At 72.9% G+C, this 23,752-nt stretch carries 25 protein-coding genes; 14 read left to right on the top strand and 11 right to left on the bottom strand.

Features of this window, described 5'->3' with window-relative positions; genetic code table 11:
- Window positions 1–47: 47 nt before the first annotated feature.
- Window positions 48–2,003: an ATP-dependent DNA helicase gene (locus ACQP1P_RS03170; protein WP_433089807.1), complete on the top strand. Its 1,956-nt coding sequence runs from the start codon at window positions 48–50 to the stop codon at window positions 2,001–2,003.
- A gap of 340 nt (window positions 2,004–2,343) precedes the next feature.
- Here the strand turns inward: ACQP1P_RS03170 and ACQP1P_RS03175 are convergent, their stop codons facing one another.
- A complete protein-coding gene (locus ACQP1P_RS03175; protein ID WP_433082918.1) occupies window positions 2,344–2,700 on the bottom strand; it encodes a hypothetical protein in 357 nt (118 codons plus the stop codon).
- A gap of 113 nt (window positions 2,701–2,813) precedes the next feature.
- On the opposite strand from ACQP1P_RS03175, the gene ACQP1P_RS03180 reads away from it, so the two are divergent.
- From ACQP1P_RS03180 to ACQP1P_RS03190, 3 genes are all read left to right on the top strand, one after another.
- Window positions 2,814–3,977, top strand: a complete 1,164-nt coding sequence (locus ACQP1P_RS03180; protein ID WP_433082920.1) for a sensor histidine kinase — start codon at window positions 2,814–2,816, stop codon at window positions 3,975–3,977.
- Window positions 3,978–4,162: 185 nt separating this feature from the next.
- Window positions 4,163–4,834, top strand: a complete 672-nt coding sequence (locus ACQP1P_RS03185; protein ID WP_433082922.1) for a response regulator — start codon at window positions 4,163–4,165, stop codon at window positions 4,832–4,834.
- Between the two features lie 167 nt (window positions 4,835–5,001).
- Window positions 5,002–5,826 (top strand): EI24 domain-containing protein, encoded by an 825-nt coding sequence (locus ACQP1P_RS03190; protein ID WP_433082924.1) that lies wholly within the window; start codon window positions 5,002–5,004, stop codon window positions 5,824–5,826.
- Here the strand turns inward: ACQP1P_RS03190 and ACQP1P_RS03195 are convergent.
- A complete protein-coding gene (locus tag ACQP1P_RS03195) occupies window positions 5,786–6,544 on the bottom strand; it encodes a maleylpyruvate isomerase family mycothiol-dependent enzyme (RefSeq protein WP_433082926.1) in 759 nt (252 codons plus the stop codon). The genes ACQP1P_RS03190 and ACQP1P_RS03195 overlap by 41 nt on opposite strands.
- Window positions 6,545–6,580: 36 nt before the next feature.
- On the opposite strand from ACQP1P_RS03195, the gene ACQP1P_RS03200 reads away from it, so the two are divergent.
- Window positions 6,581–7,615, top strand: a complete 1,035-nt coding sequence (locus ACQP1P_RS03200) for a UDP-N-acetylmuramate dehydrogenase (protein ID WP_433082928.1) — start codon at window positions 6,581–6,583, stop codon at window positions 7,613–7,615.
- Here the strand turns inward: ACQP1P_RS03200 and ACQP1P_RS03205 are convergent.
- Both ACQP1P_RS03205 and ACQP1P_RS03210 read right to left on the bottom strand, forming a co-directional pair.
- Window positions 7,612–8,370, bottom strand: a complete 759-nt coding sequence (locus ACQP1P_RS03205; RefSeq protein WP_433082930.1) for a class I SAM-dependent methyltransferase — start codon at window positions 8,368–8,370, stop codon at window positions 7,612–7,614. The genes ACQP1P_RS03200 and ACQP1P_RS03205 overlap by 4 nt on opposite strands.
- Window positions 8,367–9,122 (bottom strand): SDR family oxidoreductase, encoded by a 756-nt coding sequence (locus tag ACQP1P_RS03210; protein WP_433082932.1) that lies wholly within the window; start codon window positions 9,120–9,122, stop codon window positions 8,367–8,369. The genes ACQP1P_RS03205 and ACQP1P_RS03210 overlap by 4 nt, the downstream gene beginning before the upstream one ends.
- A gap of 125 nt (window positions 9,123–9,247) precedes the next feature.
- Between ACQP1P_RS03210 and mshA the strand changes: the two genes are divergently transcribed.
- From mshA to ACQP1P_RS03225, 3 genes are all read left to right on the top strand, one after another.
- Window positions 9,248–10,549, top strand: a complete 1,302-nt coding sequence (mshA, locus tag ACQP1P_RS03215) for a D-inositol-3-phosphate glycosyltransferase (protein WP_433082934.1) — start codon at window positions 9,248–9,250, stop codon at window positions 10,547–10,549.
- Entirely contained in the window at window positions 10,546–11,043 is a 498-nt protein-coding gene (locus tag ACQP1P_RS03220; RefSeq protein WP_433082936.1) for a YbjN domain-containing protein, read from the top strand. Before mshA ends, ACQP1P_RS03220 begins: the two co-directional genes overlap by 4 nt.
- Before the next feature lie 369 nt (window positions 11,044–11,412).
- Entirely contained in the window at window positions 11,413–12,435 is a 1,023-nt protein-coding gene (locus ACQP1P_RS03225; protein WP_433082938.1) for an alpha/beta hydrolase family protein, read from the top strand.
- Between the two features lie 86 nt (window positions 12,436–12,521).
- Here the strand turns inward: ACQP1P_RS03225 and ACQP1P_RS03230 are convergent, their stop codons facing one another.
- The 3 genes from ACQP1P_RS03230 to ACQP1P_RS03240 form a co-directional block, all read right to left on the bottom strand.
- Window positions 12,522–12,857 carry an STAS domain-containing protein gene (locus ACQP1P_RS03230; protein WP_433082940.1) on the bottom strand — a complete coding sequence of 112 codons (336 nt, stop codon included), beginning with the start codon at window positions 12,855–12,857 and terminating at the stop codon, window positions 12,522–12,524.
- A gap of 110 nt (window positions 12,858–12,967) precedes the next feature.
- Window positions 12,968–14,194 carry an MDR family MFS transporter gene (locus tag ACQP1P_RS03235; RefSeq protein ID WP_433082942.1) on the bottom strand — a complete coding sequence of 409 codons (1,227 nt, stop codon included), beginning with the start codon at window positions 14,192–14,194 and terminating at the stop codon, window positions 12,968–12,970.
- A gap of 30 nt (window positions 14,195–14,224) precedes the next feature.
- Entirely contained in the window at window positions 14,225–15,445 is a 1,221-nt protein-coding gene (locus ACQP1P_RS03240) for an MDR family MFS transporter (RefSeq protein ID WP_433082944.1), read from the bottom strand.
- A gap of 64 nt (window positions 15,446–15,509) precedes the next feature.
- On the opposite strand from ACQP1P_RS03240, the gene ACQP1P_RS03245 reads away from it, so the two are divergent.
- Window positions 15,510–16,262, top strand: a complete 753-nt coding sequence (locus tag ACQP1P_RS03245) for a phosphoglyceromutase (protein WP_433082946.1) — start codon at window positions 15,510–15,512, stop codon at window positions 16,260–16,262.
- Between the two features lie 58 nt (window positions 16,263–16,320).
- Here ACQP1P_RS03245 and phoU read toward each other — a convergent pair whose 3' ends face one another.
- Window positions 16,321–16,986, bottom strand: coding sequence for a phosphate signaling complex protein PhoU (gene phoU / locus ACQP1P_RS03250; RefSeq protein ID WP_433082948.1), 666 nt, complete (start codon window positions 16,984–16,986; stop codon window positions 16,321–16,323).
- A 152-nt stretch (window positions 16,987–17,138) separates the two neighbouring features.
- Here phoU and ACQP1P_RS03255 point away from each other — a divergent pair, with 152 nt between their 5' ends.
- Together ACQP1P_RS03255 and ACQP1P_RS03260 are read left to right on the top strand one after the other, a co-directional pair.
- A complete protein-coding gene (locus ACQP1P_RS03255) occupies window positions 17,139–18,239 on the top strand; it encodes an ATP-binding protein (protein ID WP_433082950.1) in 1,101 nt (366 codons plus the stop codon).
- 77 nt (window positions 18,240–18,316) lie between these two features.
- Complete coding sequence (locus tag ACQP1P_RS03260; protein ID WP_350612268.1) at window positions 18,317–19,000, top strand: response regulator transcription factor; 684 nt, start codon at window positions 18,317–18,319, stop codon at window positions 18,998–19,000.
- A gap of 14 nt (window positions 19,001–19,014) precedes the next feature.
- On the opposite strand, the gene ACQP1P_RS03265 is transcribed toward ACQP1P_RS03260, so the two are convergent.
- Entirely contained in the window at window positions 19,015–19,647 is a 633-nt protein-coding gene (locus tag ACQP1P_RS03265) for a PilZ domain-containing protein (RefSeq protein ID WP_433082953.1), read from the bottom strand.
- A gap of 80 nt (window positions 19,648–19,727) precedes the next feature.
- On the opposite strand from ACQP1P_RS03265, the gene ACQP1P_RS03270 reads away from it, so the two are divergent.
- The gene (locus ACQP1P_RS03270) at window positions 19,728–19,955 is read left to right on the top strand and encodes a hypothetical protein (RefSeq protein WP_433082955.1); all 228 of its coding nucleotides are present in this window, start codon (window positions 19,728–19,730) and stop codon (window positions 19,953–19,955) included.
- On the opposite strand, the gene ACQP1P_RS03275 is transcribed toward ACQP1P_RS03270, so the two are convergent.
- A complete protein-coding gene (locus tag ACQP1P_RS03275) occupies window positions 19,926–20,756 on the bottom strand; it encodes a hypothetical protein (RefSeq protein WP_433082957.1) in 831 nt (276 codons plus the stop codon). The genes ACQP1P_RS03270 and ACQP1P_RS03275 overlap by 30 nt on opposite strands.
- A gap of 61 nt (window positions 20,757–20,817) precedes the next feature.
- On the opposite strand from ACQP1P_RS03275, the gene ACQP1P_RS03280 reads away from it, so the two are divergent.
- Both ACQP1P_RS03280 and ACQP1P_RS03285 read left to right on the top strand, forming a co-directional pair.
- Window positions 20,818–21,747, top strand: coding sequence for a Ppx/GppA phosphatase family protein (locus tag ACQP1P_RS03280; RefSeq protein ID WP_433082958.1), 930 nt, complete (start codon window positions 20,818–20,820; stop codon window positions 21,745–21,747).
- A gap of 40 nt (window positions 21,748–21,787) precedes the next feature.
- Window positions 21,788–22,591: a sugar phosphate isomerase/epimerase family protein gene (locus ACQP1P_RS03285; RefSeq protein WP_433082960.1), complete on the top strand. Its 804-nt coding sequence runs from the start codon at window positions 21,788–21,790 to the stop codon at window positions 22,589–22,591.
- A gap of 788 nt (window positions 22,592–23,379) precedes the next feature.
- Here ACQP1P_RS03285 and ACQP1P_RS03290 read toward each other — a convergent pair.
- A complete protein-coding gene (locus ACQP1P_RS03290; RefSeq protein ID WP_433082962.1) occupies window positions 23,380–23,580 on the bottom strand; it encodes a cold-shock protein in 201 nt (66 codons plus the stop codon).
- Between the last annotated feature and the right edge of the window lie 172 nt (window positions 23,581–23,752).

Consider the following 23,752-nt stretch of genomic DNA (forward strand, 5'->3'; position numbering starts at 1 on the left):
CCGTCGGCGCGGTGCCCGACGGTGCCGAGCGCCCGGGCCAGCAGAGCATGGCGAAGGCGATCACGGCCGCGGTGGAGAAGGAGGAGCACCTGCTGGTGCAGGCGGGCACGGGCACGGGCAAGTCGCTGGCCTACCTGGTGCCCTCCCTGCTCGTCGACGGGCCCGTGGTGATCTCGACGGCCACGCTCGCCCTGCAGTCGCAGCTCGTCGACCACGATCTGCCGCGTCTGGCGGACGCGGTCGAGCCGGTGCTGGGGCGCCGGCCGACCTACGCGGTGCTCAAGGGCCGCCACCACTACGTCTGCCTGGCGCGGCTGGAGGGCACGTCCGCCGACGAGCCCGAGGATGCGCTCTTCGACGTCGGCGAGGCCCGGCCCACGAAGTGGCTCGGCGAGGCGGGCCGGCTCGGCAAGCACATCGAGCGGCTGCGCGGGTGGGCGATGGAGACCGAGACCGGGGACCGCGACGAGCTCGACCCGGGTGTGGACGACGCGGCCTGGAAGCTGGTGTCGATGCCGGCGCGCGAGTGTGTCGGGGCGCAGCGGTGCCCTTACGGTGCGGAGTGCTTCGCCGAGGCGAGCCGCAGCCGGGCGCGCGAGGCGGACATCGTGGTCACCAACCACAGCCTGCTCGCCGTGGACATGCTCACGGGGCGCCAGATCATCCCGCCGCACCAGCTGCTCGTCGTCGACGAGGCCCACGAGCTCGCCGACCGCGTGAGCTCCGCCTCGCAGGCCGAGCTCACGCCGGAGACGCTGGAGCGGGCCGCGCGGCGGTGCCGGGCCTATGTCGACGACGACGTCGCCGATCGGCTCATGGAGGCCGGCGACCTGCTCACCGTCGCGCTCGCCGAGGTGCCCGCGGGCCGGGTCGTGGGGGCGCTGCCGACGGTGGTCGCGGAGGCGCTCACGCTGCTCGACGCGGGCGGGCGCAAGGCGCTCGACGCGATCGGCGAGGTGCGCGCCGACGATGCCGACCCGGTGCGCAAGCAGCAGGCCAAGACGATGATCGGCGATCTCGTGAAGGTCGCCCAGCGCATGATCGCCAACGCCGAGCACGACGTCATCTGGATCGAGCGCGACGAGCGCAGCCGCCGGGCCGTGGTCATCGCGCCGCTGTCGGTCGCGGGGACGTTGAGCAGTCACCTTTTCAGCGAACGTACCGTCGTCGCCACCTCCGCCACGCTCGCCCTCGGCGGCCAGTTCGAGACGGTTGCCCGCTCCCTCGGCCTGCCCGTCGTCGTCGAGCGCCCGCCGGCCGCGGCCACCCCCGCCCAGGAGGCGCGCGAGACGGTCGTGCGGGCCGACGAGGCGCGGGACACGGCCGGGCTCGCCTGGAGCTCGCTGGACGTCGGATCGCCGTTCGACTATGCCAAGCAGGGCATTCTGTACGTCGCGGCGCACCTTCCGAAGCCGCAGACCTCGGGCCTGTCCGAGCCCGCCGCGAACGAGATGGTGGAGCTGGTGCAGGCGCTCGGGGGCCGGGCCCTGGGCCTGTTCTCCTCGCGCAAGGCGGCCGAGCGCGCCGCGGAGGTGCTGCGGGCCCGCACGCCGGGGATCACGATCCTCCTGCAGGGCGAGGAGTCGCTGCCGATCCTCGTGCGGAAGTTCCGCGAGGACCGCAACAGCTGCCTGCTCGGCGTCATGTCCCTGTGGCAGGGCGTGGACGTGCCCGGCGACGCCTGCCAGCTGGTGATCATCGACCGGCTGCCGTTCCCGCGGCCCGACGAGCCGCTCTCGGCCGCGCGCTCCGACGCGGTGCAGTCGGCGGGCGGCTCCGGCTTCGCCGCGGTGAGCGTGCCGATCGCCGCGGTTCGCCTGGCCCAGGGCGTCGGGCGGCTGATCCGGTCGCGCGGGGACAAGGGCGTCGTGGCGGTGCTCGACTCCCGTCTGGAGCACGCGTCGAGCTATGGGCCGTTCCTGCGCCGGTCGCTACCCCCGTTCTGGTACACCACCAAGCCCGAAACCGTCCGAGGAGCCCTCCGCCGCCTGGCCGCCTCATAGCCCGATGCCGCCGGCGGGCCGGTGGAGCGCGCACGGCACTTCGACGAAACGGCCGGACCCGATCGGCGCAACGGCGCAGAGCGGCGGCCGCGACGAGACCGGGCACCGGCAGCACCACGGCGGGCGCGCCTGGGTAGCGGTGAAGCTCAGGACCCGTGCACGGTGCCGGCCGTGCACCGTGCCGGCCGTGCACGGTGCGGGCCGTGCAGGGATCCGGCCCGTGCGCTGCGGGGCGCGGGCACGACGTGGTCACCGGTCCGGGCCGGTCACGTCCGGCTTCCGGGGCGCAGCCTCGCCTTGCGCGGCAGGGTCAGGACCACGCCCAGCAGGTCCGGGCCGGTCACGTCCGGCTTCCCGGGCGCAGCCCCGCCTTGCGCGGCAGGGTCAGGACCACGCCCAGCAGGAGCAGGCCGCACACCACCTGTTCGAGCTTCAGCCAGACGGGGAACATCCCCGGCAGCGAGACGATGACGGTGATCGCGACCATCATGACGATCGCGATGATGCGCAGCCGGCGTACGTCTCCGCGCGCCGCCAGGACGTTGCACACCGCGGCGCTGAGCACGACGATCGTGCCCCGCACCCAGACGGCGTCGTTCACCAGGTTCGCGTGGTGCCGCAGCGCGTACGCGACGCCGAGGGTGGCCAGGCTCAGGAGCAGGTAGGCGGCGGTGAGCAGCCGCGGGGTTCGTGTCATGCCGCTCAGCGTCGCGATCGGCGGCCGTCAACCGCATCGGCGCAGGGGTAGAGGCCCAAGCTCTAACCCTGGATGGATGTGGACGGCCGGGGGGAGCGGATTCAATAGACGCCATGAGCACACCGGCGCAGGCCACGCTCGACTCGGCCCGGGCGCAGCGGGACGCCGTCGTGCGCTGGCTGCGGCCCCTGGCCCCGCTCATCATGCTCGTGGTCGTGTGGTCGGCGTGCACGTCGGAGCCGGGGCCGGGGCTGCGCGGGCCGGGGCTGTGGGTGCTGCTCGCCCTGGCCGTGTTCGTCGTCGCCGGCGCCGGCGGGGTGCTGACGCTGCTGCGCTCGCCGAGGGCGCACGTGCCGTTCGTGGCGGTGCTGCTGGCCGCGTCCGCGACGCTGGCGTGGCTGCAGCCGGACGGCGCGGCCGTGGCCGGGATCTTCGTCGGGGTGTCGTTCCTGGCCCCGTTGCTGCGCGGGCACGTCTCGATCCCGATCACCGTGATCGCGCTGATTCTGCTCGCGGTGGTGATCTCCTCGGCGCGGGACGACTCGATCGTGAGCGCGCTACTCGACGCGGTGATGGTCGGGGCGTTCTACGGCATGCTGGTCTTCGCCATCCGCCTCGCCGAGGCCAACGAGCAGGCGGAGCGGCTCGTCGAGGAGCTCGAGCGCGGCCGTGCGGCGCAGGCCGAGGCCGCGCGGCTCTCGGAGCGTCAGCACCTGGCCCGGGAGATGCACGACCTGCTCGCCCACTCGCTGTCGGGGCTGATGCTGCAGCTGGAGGGGGCGCGGCTGCTGGCCGCGCGCACGCCCGACGACCCCCGGCTCCCGGCCGCGCTCGAGCGTGCCCAGCAGCTCGGCCGGGCCGGGCTGGACGAGGCCCGGCGCGCGATCGGCCTGCTGCGCGACGACGAGCTGCCGACGCTGTCCGAGCTGACCCGGTCCTTCGCCCACGACCACGGCGTTCGCTGCGATTTCACGACCGACGGGGCCGAGCGGGAGCTGGAGTCGCCGGCTCGGCTCGCGGTGTACCGGGTCGCGCAGGAGGCCCTGACCAACGCCGCCCGGCACGCGTCCCCCACGCTGGTGACCGTGCGCCTGGAGTACCTGCCGGCGGCCGTGCGGCTGACCGTCGAGGACTTCGGCCCGCTCGCCGCGAACCCGAGCCCGGGCGCCGGCTACGGCCTGACCGGCATGCGCGAACGCGCCGAGCTCCTGGGCGGGACGCTCGACGCGGACCCGACGGACCAGGGCTTCCGCGTGCGGCTCGAGGTGCCGGCGTGACCCCGGACCAGGAGAGGGCCGCCGTGACCCCGGACCGGGAGAGGGCCGGTGTGAGCCCGGACCGGGAGAGGGCCGGTGTGAGCCCGGACCGGGAGAGGGCCGGTGTGAGCCCGGACCGGGAGAGGGCCGGTGTGAGCCCGGACCGCGAGAGGACCGGCTTGAGCCCGGACCAGGGCAGGGCCGGCGTGAGCCCGGACCGGGGGACGATTCGCGTGGTCCTCGCCGACGACCAGCGCGTGGTGCGGGAGGGGCTCGCCCTCGTGCTCGGGCTGCTGCCGGACGTCGAGGTGATCGGGGCGGCCGGCGACGGGGCCGAGGCCGTCGGTCTCGCGGTGGCGCTGCGGCCCGACATCGTGCTCATGGATCTGCGCATGCCGCGCTGCGACGGCGTCGAGGCGACCCGCCGGCTGCGGGAGCAGGCGCCCGAGGTGCGCGTGGTCGTGCTCACGACCTACTCCGACGACCGCTCGGTGCTGGAGGCGCTGCGGGCGGGCGCCAAGGGGTACCTGACGAAGGAGGCCGGCGGCGAGGAGATCCGGGCCGCCCTGCGCCGCGTGCTCGACGACGGCGCCGCGCTCGACCCGGCGGTGCAGCACCACGTGCTCAACGCGCTCACGCGGGGCGAGCCGGCGCCGGCCGAGCCGGGGGAGCGGCGCGACGGGCTCACGCCGCGGGAGGCCGAGGTGCTGGGGCTCATCGCCGGCGGGCTCACGAACGGGCAGATCGCGGCGCGGCTGTTCATCAGCGAGGGCACGGTGAAGAGCCACGTCAATCACCTGCTCGCCAAGCTCGGGGTGCGCGACCGGGCGCAGGCGGTGGCCTACGCGTACCGCAACGGCCTGGCATCCGGCGAGTAGACCCGAGACAGGCCCAGACGCGACCGGGCGCGGGCGGTGGCCTACGCCTACCGCAACGGCCTGGCACCCGGCGAGTAGACCCGAGACAGGCCCAGACGCGACCGGGGCCCCGACGGTGCCAACGCGTGCCGCAGCGGGCTGGCATCCGGCGAGTAGGCTCCCAAGCCGTGGGTCAGCTGAAGACGACCGGGTCCGAGTTCGCGACGGGGCTGCGGCTGCTGGGCAAGGGTTTCGCGCGCTACGGGCGCAATCCCAAGCTGCTCCTGCTGGGCGCCGTCCCGGCCGTCATCACGTGCGCGCTGTTCGTCGTGGCGTGGACGTTCTTGATCATCTACATCGATGATCTCGCCGCCGCGGCCACCGGGTTCGCCGCGGACTGGGCGGGCTTCTGGCGCGGCGCGATCGAGTTCGGGGCGGGCGCCGCGATCCTCATCGCCGCCGCGCTGCTCTCCGCGCTCACGTTCACCGCGCTGACGCTGCTCATCGGTGACCCGTTCTACGAGATCATCTCCGAGAAGGTGGAGGACGGGCTCGGCGGGACGCCCGGGGCCCTGGACCTTCCGTGGTACCGCACCCTCTGGCCCAGCCTCGTCGACTCCATCCGCCTGATCGCGCTGGGCGTGGTCTTCGCCGTCCCGCTGTTCCTGATGGGGTTCATCCCGGTCTTCGGGCAGACCGTCGTGCCGGTGCTGAACGCGATCGTCGGCGGCTGGCTGATCGTCGTGGAGCTCACCGGCATCCCGTTCAACCGGCGGGGGCTGCGCCTGGCCGACCGGCGCAAGGTGCTGCGGGCCAACCGCGCGCTCGCGCTCGGCTTCGGCATCCCGGTCTTCCTGGTGCTGCTGATCCCCGTGGTGGCGATCATCGTGATCCCGGCCGCGGTGAGCGGGGCAACGCTGCTGACCCGGCGCACGCTCGGTCTGAGCATCGACGACCAGGCGCCGCCGCCGCTCAGGCCAGCAAGCCCCGCAGGAGAGTCGCGTCCCCGCTGACGAGCAGGGTGTCGAACGGCACGCGGCCCCACAGCGCGAGCGCCAGGTCGCTCGCGCTGCCGCTGGCCGTCGCGCGCTCGTGGTGCTCGTCGGAGTCGAGCAGGGTGTCGGTGTCGAGCAGCGCGATGCCGGCGCCGCGCAGCCGGACGTACCAGACCTGATCCGTGTCGGTGGCGTGCAGCGCGATCATGCCGGCCCGGTCGGTGGGCCCGCTGCGGCGCCCGGACGGGATCCAGGTGTCGAGCACCTCGGTGACGTTGTCGCTGGCCAGCCGCGCCTCGATCGGCTCGGCGAGCCCGCCGGCCATCTGCGCGTCCCAGCGGTGGATCGTCGTCTCGTGGGCCATGCGCCGGTGCCAGAACGCGGCCTTCTTCGCCTGGGGCGCGAAGTTCCAGGCCGGCGTGTCGGGTTCGACGGCGTCGAGGGTCGCGACGAGCTCGGTGAACGCGTCGGTCCAGGCCGTCGCCGCGTCCACGCCCGCGGGCAGCGGGTCGGTCGAGCGGGGCTCCGGCTGGTCGAGGGTTGCGCGGGCGACGTGTCCGGTGACGTACGAGTACACCTGACGCAGGTGCCACGCGAGATCGCCCAGGCTCCAGCCCGGACAGCTCGGCACCGGGGCGTCGAGGGGCGTGCCGCTGCTCAGGGCGGCGCGGAAGGCGTCGCCCTCGGTGCGCAGCGCGGCCAGCCAGATGTCCTTGGTGAGCTGAGGCTTGCTCATAGCCAACAAGATTAGGGCAACGCTTAGGCTGGTGCCGTGTCCGAACCCCGTACGCTCGCCGCGTTCACGACCCTGCGCCTCGGCGGCCCGGCCGGCCGCCTGATCGAGGCGACGACCGAGGAGGAGACGCTCGCCGCCCTGCGCTCGGGGGGCGACCAGCTCATCCTGGCCGGCGGCAGCAACGTGGTGGTGGCCGACGAGGGCTTCCCCGGCACCGTGGTGCTGCTGCGCCAGCGGGGGCTGACAAGCGAGGCCGCCGGCGACGGGATCACCCTGACGGTCGCCGCGGGTCACCCGTGGGACGACGTGGTCGCCACGGCCGTGTCCAGCGGCTGGTCCGGCATCGAGTCGCTGTCGGGCATCCCGGGCTCGGCGGGCGCGACGCCGATTCAGAACGTCGGGGCGTACGGGCAGGAGGTCGCCGAGACCATCACCGCGGTGCGCGCCTACGACCGCGAGCGCGACGATGTCGTGACGATCCCGGCCGCCGAGTGCGGTTTCGCGTACCGCACCAGCATCTTCAAGCACAACGCCCGCTATGTGGTGCTGTCGGTGACGTTGCGCCTCAAGGTCTCGGGCGCCTCGACGCCGATCGCGTACGCCGAGCTGGCCCGCACCCTCGGGGTCGAGCCGGGCGCGACGGCCCCGCTGGAGGAGGTCCGCTCGGCGGTGCTGAAGCTGCGCGCGGGCAAGGGCATGGTGCTCGACCCGGCCGATCCGGACACCTGGTCGGTGGGCTCCTTCTTCACCAACCCGGTCGTCCCGGCCGCCGACTTCGAACGGGTCCGCGAGCTCGCGGCCGGGTTCGGCACCCCGCCGTCGTGGCCGGCCGGCGACGCGGTGAAGCTGAGCGCGGCCTGGCTGATCGAGCGCGCCGGGTTCGCCAAGGGCTACGGCGACCTCGCCCGCGGGGTGGCCCTGTCCGGCAAGCACACGCTCGCCCTGACCAACCGCGGCGGCGGTACGACCGCGGCGCTGCTGGACCTGGCCCGCGAGATCCGGGCCGGCGTCGAGTCCCGCTTCGGCGTGACCCTCCACCCGGAGCCGGTCCTGGTGCGCTGCGCGCTCTAGGCGCGCGTCCCGGGCGCGACCGACGCGTAGGGGACGGTGACCTCGCCCAGGCGCCAGCGGGCGGGGCGGTCCAGCACCGGCCAGCCCGCGTCCCGCGCCGACTCCACGGCGGCCCGCCAGCGCTGTCGCGGCCCGAACACCGACAGCGGGGCCGCCGCCCGCCAGCCGGTGTCCAGGTCGTACAGGAGGGCGTGGATGCGTTCGCCGGGGACGTTGTGGTGGATGAGCGCCTTCGGCAGCCGCTCGGCCAGCGTGCCCGGCGTGTCCAGGGTGGCCAGGCGGCTGGCGAGGGTGAGCGTGCGCGGGCCGGCGGGGGAGACCAGCACCCAGGCGGCCAGCCGGCCGAGCTCGTCGCAGGTCCCCTCCACCAGCAGCGCGCCCGTCGCCGTCATCGCCGCCCAGGCGCCGGGCACGTCGGCCTCGTCGTACTGCCGCAGCACGTTGAACGCCCGCACCAGGGTCGGGCGCAGGCCGGCCAGCTCGAAGCCGCCCAGCCGGAAGGTCAGCCCCTCGGTCTCGTAGGGGCGGGCGGCGGCCACGCGGTCCGGGTCGATCTCCAGGCCGGCGACCGGCACGCCGAGGCGGGCGTGCAGCTCGATCGCGGTGATCGGCGAGGCGCCGAAGCCGAGGTCGACCACGAGCGGCTCCTCCGCCCGGCGCAGCACCCCGCCGAGCGTCGCGGCGATCCAGTTGTCGACGCGGCGCAGCCGGTTGGGGTTGGTGGTGCCCCGCGTGATCGACCCGACCGGCTTCACAGCACCCGGTGGACCTTGTGCTGGGCGGCCTGGGCCAGCGGGCGGACCACGAGCCGGTCGATGTTCACGTGGTGCGGCCGGGTCGCGGTCCAGGCGATGCAGTCGGCGATGTCGTCGGCGACGAGCGGCTCGGCGACGCCCGCGTACACCGCGGCCGCCTTCTCCGCGTCGCCCTCGTAGCGCTTGAGGGCGAACTCGTCGGTGCGCACCATGCCGGGGTCGATCTCCACGACCCGGACCGGGCGGCCGCACAGCTCCAGGCGCAGGGTCTCGGCGACGGCGGTCTGGGCGTGCTTGGCCGCCGCGTACCCGCCGCCGCCCTCGTACACGATCAGCCCCGCGGTCGAGCTCAGCACCACGACCGTGGCCCGGCCCGAGCGCTCCAGCGCGGGCAGCAGCGCCTTGGTGACCCGGACCGTGCCGAGCACGTTGACGTCGAACATCCACTGCCAGTCGGCGAGGTCGGCGTCCTCGACCGTCTCGGCCCCGATGGCCCCGCCCGCGTTGTTGACCAGCAGCTCGACGGTCCCGTCCAGCGCCTCGACGGCGGCGGCGAGGGCCGCGACCGACTCGTCGGAGGTGACGTCGGCCACCACGGCCGTGGCCGAGCGCAGCGACCCGACGAGGTCCTTGAGCCGGTCCTCGCGGCGGGCGACGGCGACGACGTGGAAGCCCTCGGCGTCGAGCCGGCGGGCGGTGGCGGCCCCGATGCCGCTGGAGGCGCCGGTGACGACGGCGATTCGAGTAGACATGTGGCCATCCTGCACGACGGAGCCCGCGATGCAGTGACCAACGCAACGGTGGGTGAACCGCCCTCGGCGAGGGAACATGGACGGTTGGGAAGATGTAACCGGTCGGCAACAGACAGGAGCACGACGTGGCGCGGGTCGATTCGCTGTATGGCCACACCCCGCACTCCCGCCGTACCCTCCCGAGGCGCGTCGCGACGCTGTCGGTGCACACGTCCCCGCTGGACCAGCCGGGCACCGGCGACGCGGGCGGGATGAACGTCTACATCGTCGAGGTGGCCGAGCGGCTCGCGCGGGCCGGCGTCGAGGTGGAGATCTTCACCCGGGCCACCAACAGCGAGCTGCCGCCGACGGTGGAGATGGCCCCGGGCGTGCTCGTGCGCCACGTCATCGCCGGGCCGTTCGAGGGCCTGGCCAAGGAGGACCTGCCCGCGCAGCTGTGCGCGTTCACCGGCGGCGTGCTGCGGGCCGAGGCGGCCCGGCCGTCGGGCTGGTACGACCTGGTGCACTCCCACTACTGGCTCTCCGGGCAGGTCGGGTGGCTCGCGAAGGACCGGTGGGGCGTCCCGCTGGTGCACACCGCGCACACCCTCGCCAAGGTCAAGAACCAGCTGCTCGCCGACGGTGACAAGCCCGAGCCGATCGCCCGGGTGATCGGCGAGGAGCAGGTGGTGGCGGCGGCCGACGGCCTGGTCGCCAACACTCCGGCCGAGGCCGCGGACCTCATCGACCTCTACGCCGCCGACCCGCGCAAGGTCAGCGTCGTGCCGCCCGGCGTGGACCTGGACCGGTTCGTGCCCCGGCCGCACCGCAAGCTCGCCGCGCGCGAGCGCTTCGGCCTGCCCGCCGACGCCCGGATCGTCGCCTTCGCCGGGCGCATCCAGCCGCTCAAGGCCCCCGACGTGCTGCTGCGTGCCGCCGCCGAGCTGCGGGCGCGCGACCCCAAGCTGCTCGTGGTCATCTGCGGCGGCCCCAGCGGCTCCGGCCTCGACCGGCCCACCGCGCTCATGGACCTCGCCCGCGACCTGGGCATCGCCGACATCGTGCGGTTCCTGCCGCCCCAGCCGCGCGACGCGCTCGCCGAGCTGTTCCGGGCCGTGGACGTCGTCGCGGTGCCGAGCTTCAACGAGTCGTTCGGGCTGGTTGCGATCGAGGCCCAGGCCTGCGGCACCCCGGTCGTCGCGGCGGCCGTCGGCGGGCTGGTGACCGCGGTGCGCGACGGCGTCTCCGGGATGCTGGTCGACACCCACAGACCGGCCGACTGGGCGGCCGTGCTCGGGCCGCTGCTGGCCGAGCCGGCCCGGCGGGCGGCGCTGTCGCTGGGCGCGGTGCGCCACGCGCGCGAGTTCTCCTGGGCCCACACGGCCAGCGGGCTGCTGGCGGCCTACCGCGACGCGCTGGCGTTCCACCGGGCGGCGGTGGCGGCATGAGCGCGAAGGCGGAGATCTCGGCGCTGATCGAGCGGGTGGCGGCCGAACGCGAGATCCCGTGGGAGCGCACGGGCGAGCACGCGTACGTCGTGACCCTGCCCGGCACCCACAAGCAGAAGACGAACTGCAACCTGATCGTCGGCGAGCACGCGCTGCGGGTCGAGGCGTTCGTCATGCGCCACCCGGACGAGAACCGCGAGGCGCTGTGGGAGTGGCTGCTGCAGCGCAACGCCCGCATGTACGGCGTGGCGTTCAGCGTCGACTCGGCCGGCGACGTGTACCTCATGGGCCGGCTCCCGCTGCACGCCGTCACGGAGGCCGAGCTCGACCGGCTGCTGGGGGCGGTGCTGACGTACGCCGACGAGAGCTTCGACCCGATGCTGGAGATCGGCTTCGGCTCGGCGATCCGCCGCGAATGGCAGTGGCGGGTCAAGCGCGGCGAGCCCCTCGACAACCTGCGGGCGTTCACCGACTTCGTGAACCGCCCGGCCTGAGGATTACGCCGGGGCGAACGGCGCACCAACAGCCCAGTCTGATCGGTGGCGATCGGCCTGATAACCGCGCCGCGTCGCCATTGTTTCCGGTGTGTGAGCGAGCCGACAGCCCGTTTACTTGGCGTGCCAAGAGTGTGCCGCGTACCGTCGTTGACGGATCCGGCGATTCCTGAAGTTGGGGAGCGGCGGGGGTGTTCAGGGCCGCAAGGCCCACTCGCGATGACATGTCCGGGCGGGGCGTGTCGTCGCAACCGGCGGCACAGAGCGGGTGCCGTGGACTGGGGGTGCACGCACCCGCTGCCGCCGGTACGAGCGAAACTTAAGGCGCGCGTAAAGACGCCGAGGGCGTGAAGCCCGTAATTTCCTGGCATGCGTAGGCGCCTGATACCGGCCGCCATTCTGCTGGCCGCTTTCGCCGGGCTCGCCGGGTGCGGATCCCGGGCCGCCAATGGGGGAGTTCCCGGTTCGGCCGACGTTTCCGCGGCGCCGAGTGCCGTCGATGGAAGTTTCGCGGGGGACGGCACCTTCGCGCCGGACGGCACCGGCGGCCTCGCGGCCCGCGCCGCGACGAGCCCCTCCGCCAGGACGGCCACGACCACGGCCCCCGCGAGCGGTGGGGGCAAGGCGCCGACGCAGACGTTCGCCGTCACCAGCAGCCAGTTCACGTTCACGCGGGCCGGGCGGACGCTGCGGACGGTGGTCTGGTACCCGAAGACGGCCGGACGCTACCCCCTGGTGCTGTGGAGCCACGGGCTGCACGGCTCGCCGGAGGGGTACAGCGGCGTGACCCAGAAGATCGCCGCCGCCGGGTTCGTCGTCGCCGCGCCCGCCTACCCGTTCACCAATGACAAGGCGAACCCGTTCAACCAGAACGACATGGTCAACCAGCCCGCCGACGCCTCCGCGGTCATCACCGAGGTGCTCAAGCTCGACGGCCAGTCCGGCTCGCCGCTCGCCGGGCGCATCGACACCGCCCACGTCGGCGCGGCCGGGCACTCCGCGGGCGGGTACACCACCGCAGGCCTGCTCTCGGGCTCCACGCGCGACAGCCGCCTCAAGGGCGCCGTCGTCGTGTCGGGCGGCTCGATGGGCGGCAGGTTCTCCGGTGCGGCCACGCCGGTGCTGTTCATCCACGGGGACGCCGACGCGACAGTGCCGTACAGCAGCGGAAAATCCCTCTTCGACAACGACCCGTGGCCGAAGGGGCTGCTGACGCTCATCGGCGGCGACCACGGGGCGGCGCTGTGGGGCACGACGGCGGCCGCGAACGCCGTGAGCGCGTCGATGCTGGACCTGTTCCGCTACGGCCTGTACGGCGACTCGGCGGCGCGTGCTCGGCTGCGTGGCGACGGGACCGCGAGCGGGGCCGCTCGGTACGAGGGCACGCTGTGACGCGAAATGTCGGCCGCTTCGCGGCCGAAGCCGCCAACATTTCGGACTTATACCCTGCCGGGGATAAAGCTGTTCCGGACGGATTTTCAGCGCGCGGCCGGCAGCGCGAAGACGTCCAGCAGGCCCGTGAGCTCCAGCTGCGCATAGGCGAGCGGCCGCGGGTTGCGCAGGCTCAGCACGCACCCCGCCCCCGCCGCCAGCTTCCAGCAGCCGACCAGCGCCCCGATCCCGGCCGAGTCCAGCACCGTCACCGCGTCGAGGTCGAGCACGAGCGCCTCCGGGTGGAACGCGGGCAGTACCGCCCGCACCGCCTCGGTCACCTGCTCCCGCGTGGCCAGGTCCAGCTCGCCCGCGAGCCGGATGACGACGGTGTCCGGCGGTTCGGGCTCGAGCCGTGCCGACAAGCCCGCCGAGCCGTCCAAGGCGCCTCCCGCCGTCGTGGTGACCCGCGCCACTACCCGCCGACGGGCATCGCAAACTCCTCGTCCGCGGCGGGCTCGCGGGCCGCCAGGCCTGCGGGTGATGCGCGTCGCTAGCCGCCGACGGGCATCGCAACCTGCTCGTCGGCGGCGAGCTCGCGGGCCACCCGGCGCTCCCGGGCGGGCTGGATGAGCAGGTGGCCGGCCGCGGCGAGCAGGCCCAGCCCGCCGCACACGACCCAGTGCCAGTCGCCGAGGTACTGCAGGCTGACCCCACCGGCCGCGGGCGCGATGAAGCCGGCCGCCGGGAACGTCAGGTAGAACACGCTCTGGTAGCGGCCGCGCAGCGCCTCGGGGGACAGCTCGGCGATGACCGCGGCGTTGGGCGGGGCGGCGATCATCGAGCCGACGGTCCACACGGTCGCGGCGGCCAGGTAGCCGAGCACGCCGTCGGCGAGGGAGACGGCGGCGAAGCCCAGGCCCAGGAAGACGTTCGCGATCGCGAGCGCGGTGCCCTTGCGCCAGCGGTCGATCACCCGCGGCACGAAGAGCTGGCCGACGACGATGAGCAGGGCCGCGTACGCCACCACGGAGCCGTACACCGACGGCCGCAGCCCGTCGCCGGTGATCGCCAGCGGCAGGATCGTCGACGTCTGCGTGCTGAGGATCGCCAGCAGCAGCGAGAGGCCGACGAAGAGCATGTACGCGCGGTCGGTGAGCGCCGTGTGCAGGCCGCCCGCCCTGGTCGCGACCCGGTGCGCCGGGCGCGTCTCGTGCACCTTCCACAGCAGGAGCAGCGCGGTCACCAGGGTGCCGGCGGCGTCGACGGCGAACAACAGCGTGAAGCTCACCTCGGCGAGGGCGCCGGCCAGTACCGATGCCACGGCCATGCCCAGGTTGAACGCCCAGAACTGCAGGTTGAACGCGCGGCTGCGGTCGTCGGCCGGGGTCACGTCGACGATGGCGGCCACGAACGCCGGGCCGGGCATCGCGTGCATCAGGCCGAGCAGCGCCGCCAGCACCGCGATCGCCGGGATCGGGCGGGCCAGGGTCAGGCCGGCGAGCACCGCGACCGCGCCGAAGTGCGCCAGCAGCAGGGTCGGGCGGCGGCCCCAGCGGTCGGCGAGCACCCCGCCGAGCAGGACGCCCGCGATGCCGCCGATGCCGTAGACGCCCACCACCAGGCCCGCGGCGGAGATCGTGAGGTGCCGGGCGGAGGTGAGGTACAGCGACAGGACCAGCGCGACGAAGCCGCCGACGCGATTGATCAGCATGCCGGTCCAGAGGTACCAGTAGAGGCTGGGAAGGCCACCGATCGTGGACCGGTACCAGTTGCGCACGAAAGTCAGCACTCCCTTTGTTAAGACCCCTTACAGTTTGATCTTAGCCAGGTCTTTCTCGGTCAGGACGGCGACCCGGCGCTCGCGGGCGGAGGCGGCCAGCAGGCTCCAGACGGCGGCCGCGAGCGCCGCGCAGCAGCACCCGAGCCACAGCGCAGTGTTGCCGGCCAGGTCGCGCACCGCCCCGCCCAGCGTCGGGGCGAGGAACGAGGCCGCCTGCCAGCTCAGGCCGAACACGCCCTGGTAGCGGCCGCGCATCGAGACCGGGGACAGCCCGGCGAGCAGGGCCGCGTTGGACGGCGCCTGCAGCATCTCGCCCGCGGTCCAGACGAGCACCGTCCCGGCGTACAGCAGCGGCGTGTGGGCGAACGCGGTCAGGCCGAATCCGAGCCCGATCACCACCGTGGCGAACGGCATCACGAGCGCCGGCCGGCGCCGGGCGAGCAGCCGGCTCACCGCCATCTGCCCGGCCACGATCATGACCCCGTTGAGCGCGATGACCACGCCGAACGTCTCGCTGGGCAGCCCGTCGGCGATCATCGCCAGCGGCAGCATCGACATGTGCTGGAGCATCACCAGCGCGACGAGCAGGTTGCAGGCCACGAACCCGAGGAACACCCGGTCCCGCAGCACCGTGGCGAGGCGGCCGCGCTCGTGCTCCTCGTGCGGCGCGACGGCCGGCTTCGTCTCCCGGATGCGCCAGGCGACCAGCAGCCCGGCGGCCGCGGTGGTGGCCGCGTCGCCGACGAACAGCGTGAAGTACCCGGCCCGGGCGGCGAACCCGGCGACCACCGCGGAGACCGCGAAGCCGAGGTTGATGGCCCAGTAGTAGGTGCTGAACGCGCGCATCCGGTCCTCACCCGGCACGATGTCGGCGATCATCGCGCCCAGCGGCGGTCGGGCCGACTCGGCCGCGGCGCCGAGCAGCAGGGCGGCCGCCGCGATCTCGGCCGGCCCGCGGGCCACGCCGAGCGCGAGCATGAGCGCCGAGGTGGCGAAGAGCGACAGCAGGGCGGTCGGGCGGCGGCCCCAGCGATCGGCGAGGTGGCCGCCGGCGGTGACGCCGACCGCGCCGCCGACGCCGTAGAGCCCGATCACCAGGCCGGCCGCGGTGGGGCTGAAGCCGCGCTGGGTCGTCAGGTAGATCGTCAGGAAGATGATGACGAAGCCGCCGGCCCGATTGACCAGCGTGGCCGTCCACAACACCCAGAACTGGCCCGGCAGCCGCCGTTTCCCCGTAAGTTCCGCCACGGTCTGGCATCCTTACACCGGGGCCGTGTGATGTCGAAGTGATTCGGTACGGGACCATGGTGTCATGAGTGAAGTCGGGACACTGGTGCTCTTGCGGCACGGTGAGAGCGAGTGGAACGCCAAGAACCTGTTCACCGGCTGGGTCGACGTGGACCTCAGCGCCCAGGGAGAGGCCGAGGCCCGCCGGGGCGGCGAGCTGCTCCGTGATTCCGGTCTCCTGCCGGATGTGGTGCACACGTCAGTGCTGCGCCGTGCCATCCGCACCAGCGAGATCGCCCTGCACACCGCCGACCGGCACTGGATCCCCGTCCAGCGCAGCTGGCGGCTGAACGAGCGGCACTACGGCGCCCTGCAGGGCAAGAACAAGAAGCAGACGCTGGACGAGTTCGGCGAGGAGCAGTTCATGCTCTGGCGCCGCTCCTACGACACGCCGCCGCCGGCCATCGCCGACGACGACGAGTGGTCGCAGGCGGGCGACGCGCGCTACGCGGCCCTGCCGCCGGAGCTGCGGCCGAAGACCGAGTGCCTCAAGGACGTCGTGGCTCGGATGCTGCCGTACTGGTACGACCAGATCGTCCCCCAGCTGCTGAGCGGCCGGACGGTGCTCGTCGCGGCCCACGGCAACTCGCTGCGCGCGCTCGTCAAGCACCTCGACGGCATCTCCGACGAGGCGATCGCCAAGCTCAACATCCCGACCGGCATCCCGCTGCGCTACGACCTCGACGCGGCGCTGAAGCCGGTCACGGCCGGCGGCACCTACCTGGACCCGGAGGCGGCCAAGGAGGCGGCCGCCGCGGTGGCCAACCAGGGTCGCTGATCACGCACGGCGAAGGGGGGCCGGGTCGACGACCCGGCCCCTTTGCCGTTCGCGGACGTCAGTCCTTGACGGCGTCGCGGGTGTCGAGCGTCTCGCCCGTGACGAGGAACACGACGTGACGGCCGGCATTGACGGCGTGGTCGGCGTACCGCTCGTAGAACCGCCCGAGCAGCGCCCCGTCGACCGCGGCCTCCGTGCCCTCGGCCCAGCCGGGCGCGAACATGATCCCGAACAGGTCCGTGTGCAGCTTGTCCATGGCGTCGTCGTCGCGCTCGAGCTGCCCGGCGGCGACCACGTCGAGGTTGGAGATGGCCGAGGAGATCTTGCCGGCGATCCGGTCCGCCACCGAGCCCATCTGCTCGAACGTCGCCACCAGCGGCTCCGGCACGGCGCGGGCCGGGTGCCGGCGCAGCGCGGTCTTGGCCACGTGGTCGGCGAGGTCGCCCATGCGCTCGAGGTCGGCCGCGAGGTGCAGGGCGGTGAGCAGCAGCCGCAGGTCGGAGGCGACCGGGGCCTGGCGGGCGCACAGGTCGTACACCTTGTCCTCGACCAGGCGGTAGAGCGCGTTGACCTCGGCGTCGCGGGCGATGACCTCCTCCGCGTCGGTCTGGTCGGCGTTGAGCAGGGCGTTCGTGGCCCGGCTCATGGCCGAGCGCACCGCGTCGGCCATCCACACCAGCAGCTTGTTGACCTGCAGAAGATCGGCACGGTATTCGTCGCGCATATTGCTCCCATCGTTGTGACCCTCACCGTATGGCCCGAACCTGGCTCGCCCGGTGAACAGTGACCGCCAGCAGGGTGAACACTGGGCCACATGAGCCCGATTCGTGCCTTCGTGCGCGCTGGATGCGCTACACGGTCTCCTACCATCGGATCGTGGATTGGAAGTTCCGGCAGGCGAAGTCCGAGGGTCCGGCGGTCACCGACATCCTCGACGCGCTGCAGGTCGGGGTGCTCGTGCTCGACGAGGGCGACCGTCCCCTGTTCGCCAACGCGGCGGCGCGGGAGATGGGCCTCGTCCGCCAGCGCCAGGGTGGCACCGCCGAGCCGACCGAGGAGGCGCACACCATCGTGCGCACGCTCGCGGGCCAGGTGCGGCGCACCGGCATCACCCGCGTCGTCGAGCTCGACCTGCCGCGCCTGACGCACGGCGAGCCGCTCGGTGTCAACGTGCGGGCCAGCGCGCTCGACGGCGGCCGGGTCGCGATCGAGGCGGCCGACGTCACCGAGGCGCACCGGGTCGCCCGGGTGCGCCGGGACTTCGTCGCCAACGTCAGCCACGAGCTCAAGACCCCCGTCGGCGCGCTGCAGCTGCTGGCCGAGGCGCTGCTGGACGCGACCGACAAGGACCCCGCGGCCGCCATCCGCTTCGCCGAGCGGATCAAGCACGAGTCGTCGCGGCTGGGCCGGCTGGTCTCGGAGCTGCTCGAACTGTCCCGGCTGCAGGGCGCGGAGCCGCTGCCCGAGCCGGAGCCGGTCGACGTCGACAAGATCACCGCCGAGGTGCTCGACCGGGCCAAGACCCCGGCCTCGGCCAAGGAGATCGAGCTGCGCTTCACCGGCGTGCGCGGGCTGAAGGTCTACGGCAACGAGAACCAGCTCGTCACGGCCGTGGCCAACCTGGTCGAGAACGCGATCGCGTACTCGCCGGAGCACACCGCGGTCACGGTGGCCACCAGCGAGGACAACGGTCACGTCGAGATTGCCGTGATCGACCAGGGCATCGGCATCGAACCCCGCGACCTCGACCGCATCTTCGAGCGGTTCTACCGCGCCGACCGGGCGCGCTCGCGGGCCACGGGCGGCACCGGGCTCGGCCTCGCGATCGTCAAGCACATCTCCACCAACCATGGTGGCCGGGTGACGGTGGCGAGCACGGTAGGAGTTGGCTCGACGTTCACGTTGCGGCTGCCTTCGCGTCCGACGGAGGCCGCGTTGACGCTACCGCCGTCAGTTGAGATCGGAGGGGCCCCATGATCGTTACGCAACAGCAACCTTCCACCCGCGGTTCGCAGCGCAGTGCGGCTCCCCGGCAGCTACGAAAGGACAGCACGTTGGCGCGCGTACTCGTGGTCGAGGACGAAGAGTCGATCTCGGACCCGTTGTCGTACATGCTCCGCCGCGAGGGCTTCGAGGTCTCGATCGCGGCGACCGGCACTGAGGCCATGACCGAGTTCGACCGCACCGGCGCGGACATCGTCCTGCTCGACCTCATGCTGCCCGAGATGTCCGGCACCGAGGTGTGCCGGCAGATGCGGCAGAAGTCCAACGTCCCGATCATCATGATCACGGCGCGGGACAGCGAGATCGACAAGGTGGTCGGCCTGGAGATCGGGGCGGACGACTACGTCACCAAGCCCTACTCGCCCCGCGAGCTGGTCGCGCGCATCCGCGCGGTGCTGCGCCGCCAGGTCGACACGGTCGGCGAGCTCGCCCCGCCGACGCTCTCGGCCGGCCCGGTGCGCATGGACGTCGACCGGCACGTGGTGACCGTGGCGGGGGATGCCGTACAGCTGCCGCTCAAGGAGTTCGAGCTGCTCGAGCTGCTGCTGCGCAACGCCGGCCGGGTGCTCACCCGCGGCCAGCTGATCGACCGCGTCTGGGGTGCGGACTACGTCGGCGACACCAAGACGCTGGACGTGCACGTCAAGCGGCTGCGGTCCAAGATCGAGCCGGAGCCCTCGGCGCCGCGGTACATCGTCACCGTCCGCGGCCTCGGCTACAAGTTCGAGCCGTAGGCCGAGGGGCGGCCCTACCCGGCGTTCGCCACGGATTCGCGGTTGCGCCTGCGCTCCTCCATCTCGCGGCGCAGAACGTAACCGCGGATCGCGCGGCCGATGATCTCGCTGGTCTCGTACGTGATGATCACGTCGTAGGTGGCGTTGTCCGGATCCCGGCGGACGAACAGGACGGTCCCGCTGAGCGTGATCGACTCGGTCTCCAGCGAGACCTTCACGTCGACGCGGTCGTCGCGCTCGAAGCGGTCCTCCAGCATCCGGCACCGCACGCCGCCCTCGGACAGGTCGATGACCCGGCCCTTGTACGTCGAGCCGCCGTGACGCACCTCGACCCACTCGCCCCCGCCGCCGCGCACGTAGTTGCGGCGCGTCTGCAGGCGGATCGAGCCGACCGCCTCCAGGGACCAGCGGGGCGGTTGTTCCCGGCTGAGCTCGACGAGGCGCACGTCCACGGCCTGCCGCCGGTCGCCCGCCACCCAGGCGAGCTCCATGGACGCGCCGATCTTGGGCACGTCCGCCGGTACCACACCGAAGGGCGCGGCCACGGTCAGGCGCTTGCCGCTCATGTCCTCGACGCGGGACTGATAGGCCTCTCCGTCCATCAGCACCACGTCGACCAGGGCGTTGATCGTGGGCAGGCTCGTCACGCCCGGACCTTCGGCTCACCCGGACGAGACTTGAGGAGTCCGGCTCCACGACACGCCCGGCTGCCGTAGCGTTCTGCCAGGTGCGCAGCTTCAACACCGGCCCGGCCGGCTTGCTCATGATGGTCGTCGGCCTGCTGCTGGCGGTCAGTTCCGCCTACACCGCCTTCGCCCAGGCCGGCTGGCCGCGGCTGCTGCCGAGCATCCTGATCGGGCTGTCGCTCATGGCGGTGGGCTACTCGCTGGTCGCGCGGGCCCGCCGCGCCCGTTCCGGCTCGGGCTCAGACCGGCCGGATGGGGATGAGCTTTAGGTTCCTGGCCCCGGCGGTCGCCGGGTGCTCGGCGATCATGCCCTGCTCGGCCCGCGCCGCGCAGAGCTCCGCGAGCCGCGCATACGCCGATTTGCCGATCAGCGCCGTCAGCTCCGGTTCGTACTCCTGGTAGAGCCGCTTCGCGCCCACGTGCGCCTCCGGGGACGAGGTGCACCACCAGTGCAGGTCGTGGCCGCCCTCGCCCCAGCCGCGGCGGTCGAACTCGCCGAGCGTGGAGACGAGCACCTTGGTGCCGTCGGGGCGCTTGCGCCAGTCCTGGTCGCGGCGCACCGGCAGCTGCCAGCAGACGTCCGGCTTGTATTCCAGCGGGTGCACGCCGTCGCGCAGCGCCTGGCCGTGCAGGGCGCAGCCGGCCCCGCCCACGAAGCCCGGGTCGTTCTGGAAGACGCAGCCGCCGCCGGGCCGCGTGGCCGTGCGCAGCGCCTTGCTCTTGCCGTCGATCGTGTCGTTCTCGGTCCACCGCTTGAAGCCGCGGCGATAGTGCTGCCAGTGCTCGGGCGTGAGCCTCTTGACCGCCGCCCGCACCCGCTCCTGGTCGTCGTCGTCGGTGAAGAAGGCGCCGTGCGAGCAGCAGCCCTCCTCGGCGCGCCCCTCGATGATGCCGTGGCAGCCGTTGCCGTAGACGCACGTCCAGTTGGACAGCAGCCAGGTCAGGTCGGCGCGGATGAGGTGGTCGGCGTCGGCCGGGTCCGCGAACTCGAGCCACTCGCGCGGGAAGTCGAGGTCGACCTCGAGGCTGCGCGGGTCCCCGGGGTCCTCGACCTCGACGTGGATGTCCATTCGACGAAGCGTACGCCGTCCTCCGCGCGCGGCCGAAACCCCACGCGGATACCGTTTGGCCATGCGACTCGGCGTGCTCGACGTGGGTTCCAACACGGTCCACCTGCTGGTTGTCGACGCCCACCACGGCGCCCACCCGTGGCCGGCGCACTCGCAGAAGGCCGAGCTGCGCCTCGCCGAGCGCATCGGCGGCAACGGCGAGCTGACCAAGGCCGGTGCCGACAGCCTCATCGCCGCGGTGGCCCAGGCCCGCGACGCCGCCGCCCGGCTGGAGACCGACGACCTGCTCGCGTTCGCCACCTCGGCCGTGCGCGACGCGAAGAACTCGGTCCGCGTGCTCAAGCGCGTGCGCGAGGAGACCGGCGTCGACCTGCAGGTGCTCTCCGGCGAGGCCGAGGCCATCATGACCTTCCTGGCCGTGCGCCGGTGGTTCGGCTGGTCGGCCGGGCGGCTGCTGGTGATGGACATCGGCGGCGGGTCGCTGGAGCTCGCGGCGGGCATCGACGAGGAGCCGGACGTGGCGCTGTCGGTGCCGCTGGGGGCCGGGCGGCTGAGCCGGGAGCGGCTGCCCGGGGATCCGCCGTCGGCGAGTTCGGTGGACGCCTTGTGCCAGTACGCGGAGACCGTCGTCGGCAAGGTCGCGCCGCAACTGCTCATGAGCGGGTGGGACCGCCCGGTCGCCACTTCGAAGACCTTCCGCACCCTGGCCCGCCTCGCCGGGGCGGCCCCGAGCGGCGCCGGCCCGCGGGTGTCGCGCCGCCTCACGCGCACCGGCCTGCACCAGGTGCTCTCCTTCATCCGGCGCATGTCGTCCTCGGCGCTGGCCGAGATCGACGGCGTCAGCCCCGGCCGCGCGCACCAGATTCTCGCCGGCGCCGTCGTGGCCGAGGTCACGATGCGGGTGCTGGGCATCGACGAGGTCGAGATCTGCCCGTGGGCGCTGCGCGAAGGAGTGATTCTTCGCCGGCTGGAAGTGCTGGAGTCGAGTTGATCGACAGGAGACGCTACCCGGATCGGGCTAGCCTGGTGGTGTGAGTCGCCAAGTTCCGGTCCTGTTGTCCACCTCCTCGGTCTTCCCCGAGCCGACCGCGGCCGGCTTCGAGATGGCCGCCCAGCTCGGCTACGACGGCGTCGAGGTCATGGTCTGGTCCGACGCGGTCAGCCAGGACTCGGGCGCGCTGGCGGGGCTGTCGAAGCACTACAACGTGCCGGTGCGCTCCGTGCATGCCCCGTGCCTGATGGTCACCCAGCGGGTGTGGAGCCCCGACCCGTGGGAGCGCCTGCGCCGCGCCGCCGAGCTCGCCGACACGCTGGGCGCCGACACCGTCGTGGTGCACCCGCCGTTCGCGTGGCAGCGCGACTACGCGCGCACGTTCTCCTCGGGCCTGCTGCGCCTCGGGCGGCAGTTCCCCGGCATCCGCTTCGCCGTGGAGAACATGTTCCCCCTGCGCGGGGTGGGCCGCGAGTTCGTGCCCTACGCGCCCGGCTGGGACCCGACGCTCACCGGGTTCGACGCCTACACGCTGGACCTGTCGCACTGCGCCGCCTCACGCACCGACGTGATGACGCTCGCCGACACGATGGCCGGCAACCTGGCCCACGTCCACCTCGGCGACGGCACGGGCAAGGGGCGCGACGAGCACCTGGTGCCGGGGCGGGGGAGCATGCCGTGCGCGCAGCTGCTGGGCTCGCTCGACTCGCGGGGCTTCACCGGGTCGGTGGCGGTGGAGGTCGGGACCCGGAAGGCGGGGAGCCGGGGGGAGCGGGAGGCTGATCTGGCGGAGTCGCTGCGGTTCGCTCGCCAGCACCTCGCCACGCCGTCGCCGGTCGCCTGAGTCACTGCGGCTCGCTTGCCGGCGCCTCGCCACGCGGTCGCCGGTCGCCTGGGTCGCCGCGGTTCCCTTGCCGGCGTCTCGCCACGGGTCGCCGGTCGCCTGAGTCGCTGCGGTTCCCTTGCCGGCACCTCGCCACGGGTCGCCGGTCGCCTGAGCCGCTGCCGCGAGCCGCGCCGCCTTGGCGTCGCTGATGGCGGACCGAACCGGCGATTCGCGGCGTTGGGTGCTTGCTCGCGCGGCTCGTTTCCCGGTGGCCGACCGAAACGGCGATTTGCGGCGTTCACCGCTTGCGCCCGCTTCCTGACGGCTGCGTCTCGGGTGGCCCGCCGATGCGGCGACCCGTGCCGCGTGCCTTGCCCGGGCGTGATTCGTGCCGCGTGCGTGCGTTGCCCGGGGCGTGCCGCGTGCCTTGCCCGGGCGTGATTCGTGCCGCGTGCGTGCGTTGCCCGGGGCGTGCCGCGTGCCTTGCCCGGGCGTGATTCGTGCCGCGTGCGTGCGTTGCCCGGGGCGTGCCGCGTGCCTTGCCCGGGCGTGATTCGTGCCGCGTGCGTGCCTTGCCCAGGGCGTGCCGCGTGCCTTGTCTGGGCGTGCCGCGTGCTCTTAGGCGACTTGAGCTGCACAAACGCCGCGCGCCGCCCACTACTGAAGCGCGCAAATCGTATTTATCGCCTGTCAGGGTATAAATCCGATATGTCGCGGCGCGAAGCGCCCGACATATCGCGCGCCAAAGCGAAACGACCCCGACCGCGGGAGTGGTGCGCGGGCCGGGGCCGTCTCCGAAGTCGGCGTCAGATCTTGCGTACGGACTCGGCCTGGGGGCCCTTGGGACCCTGCTTGATCTCGAACTCGACGCGCTGGTTCTCGTCGAGGCTGCGGTAGCCGTCCGACTGGATGGCAGAGAAGTGGACGAAGACGTCGGCTCCGCCGTCGACGCTGATGAAGCCGAAGCCCTTCTCAGCGTTGAACCACTTCACGGTTCCCTGGGCCATGGTGCTGTTTCTCCTTCGTAGGGCGTTGTGATCCGGTGACGTACCCGGTGTCGGGGGCCGGCCGAGAGCTGAGGCCGGCACCGCATCGCCCAACCCCGCATGTCCGACTTGTCGGACGCACGGTAAAGCGAACCACATGACGCAAGATATGCCGAAGTTCCCCGCGTCGCAG

The sequence above is a fragment of the Dactylosporangium sp. CA-052675 genome (genome assembly GCF_050947935.1).
Classification (GTDB): domain Bacteria; phylum Actinomycetota; class Actinomycetes; order Mycobacteriales; family Micromonosporaceae; genus Dactylosporangium.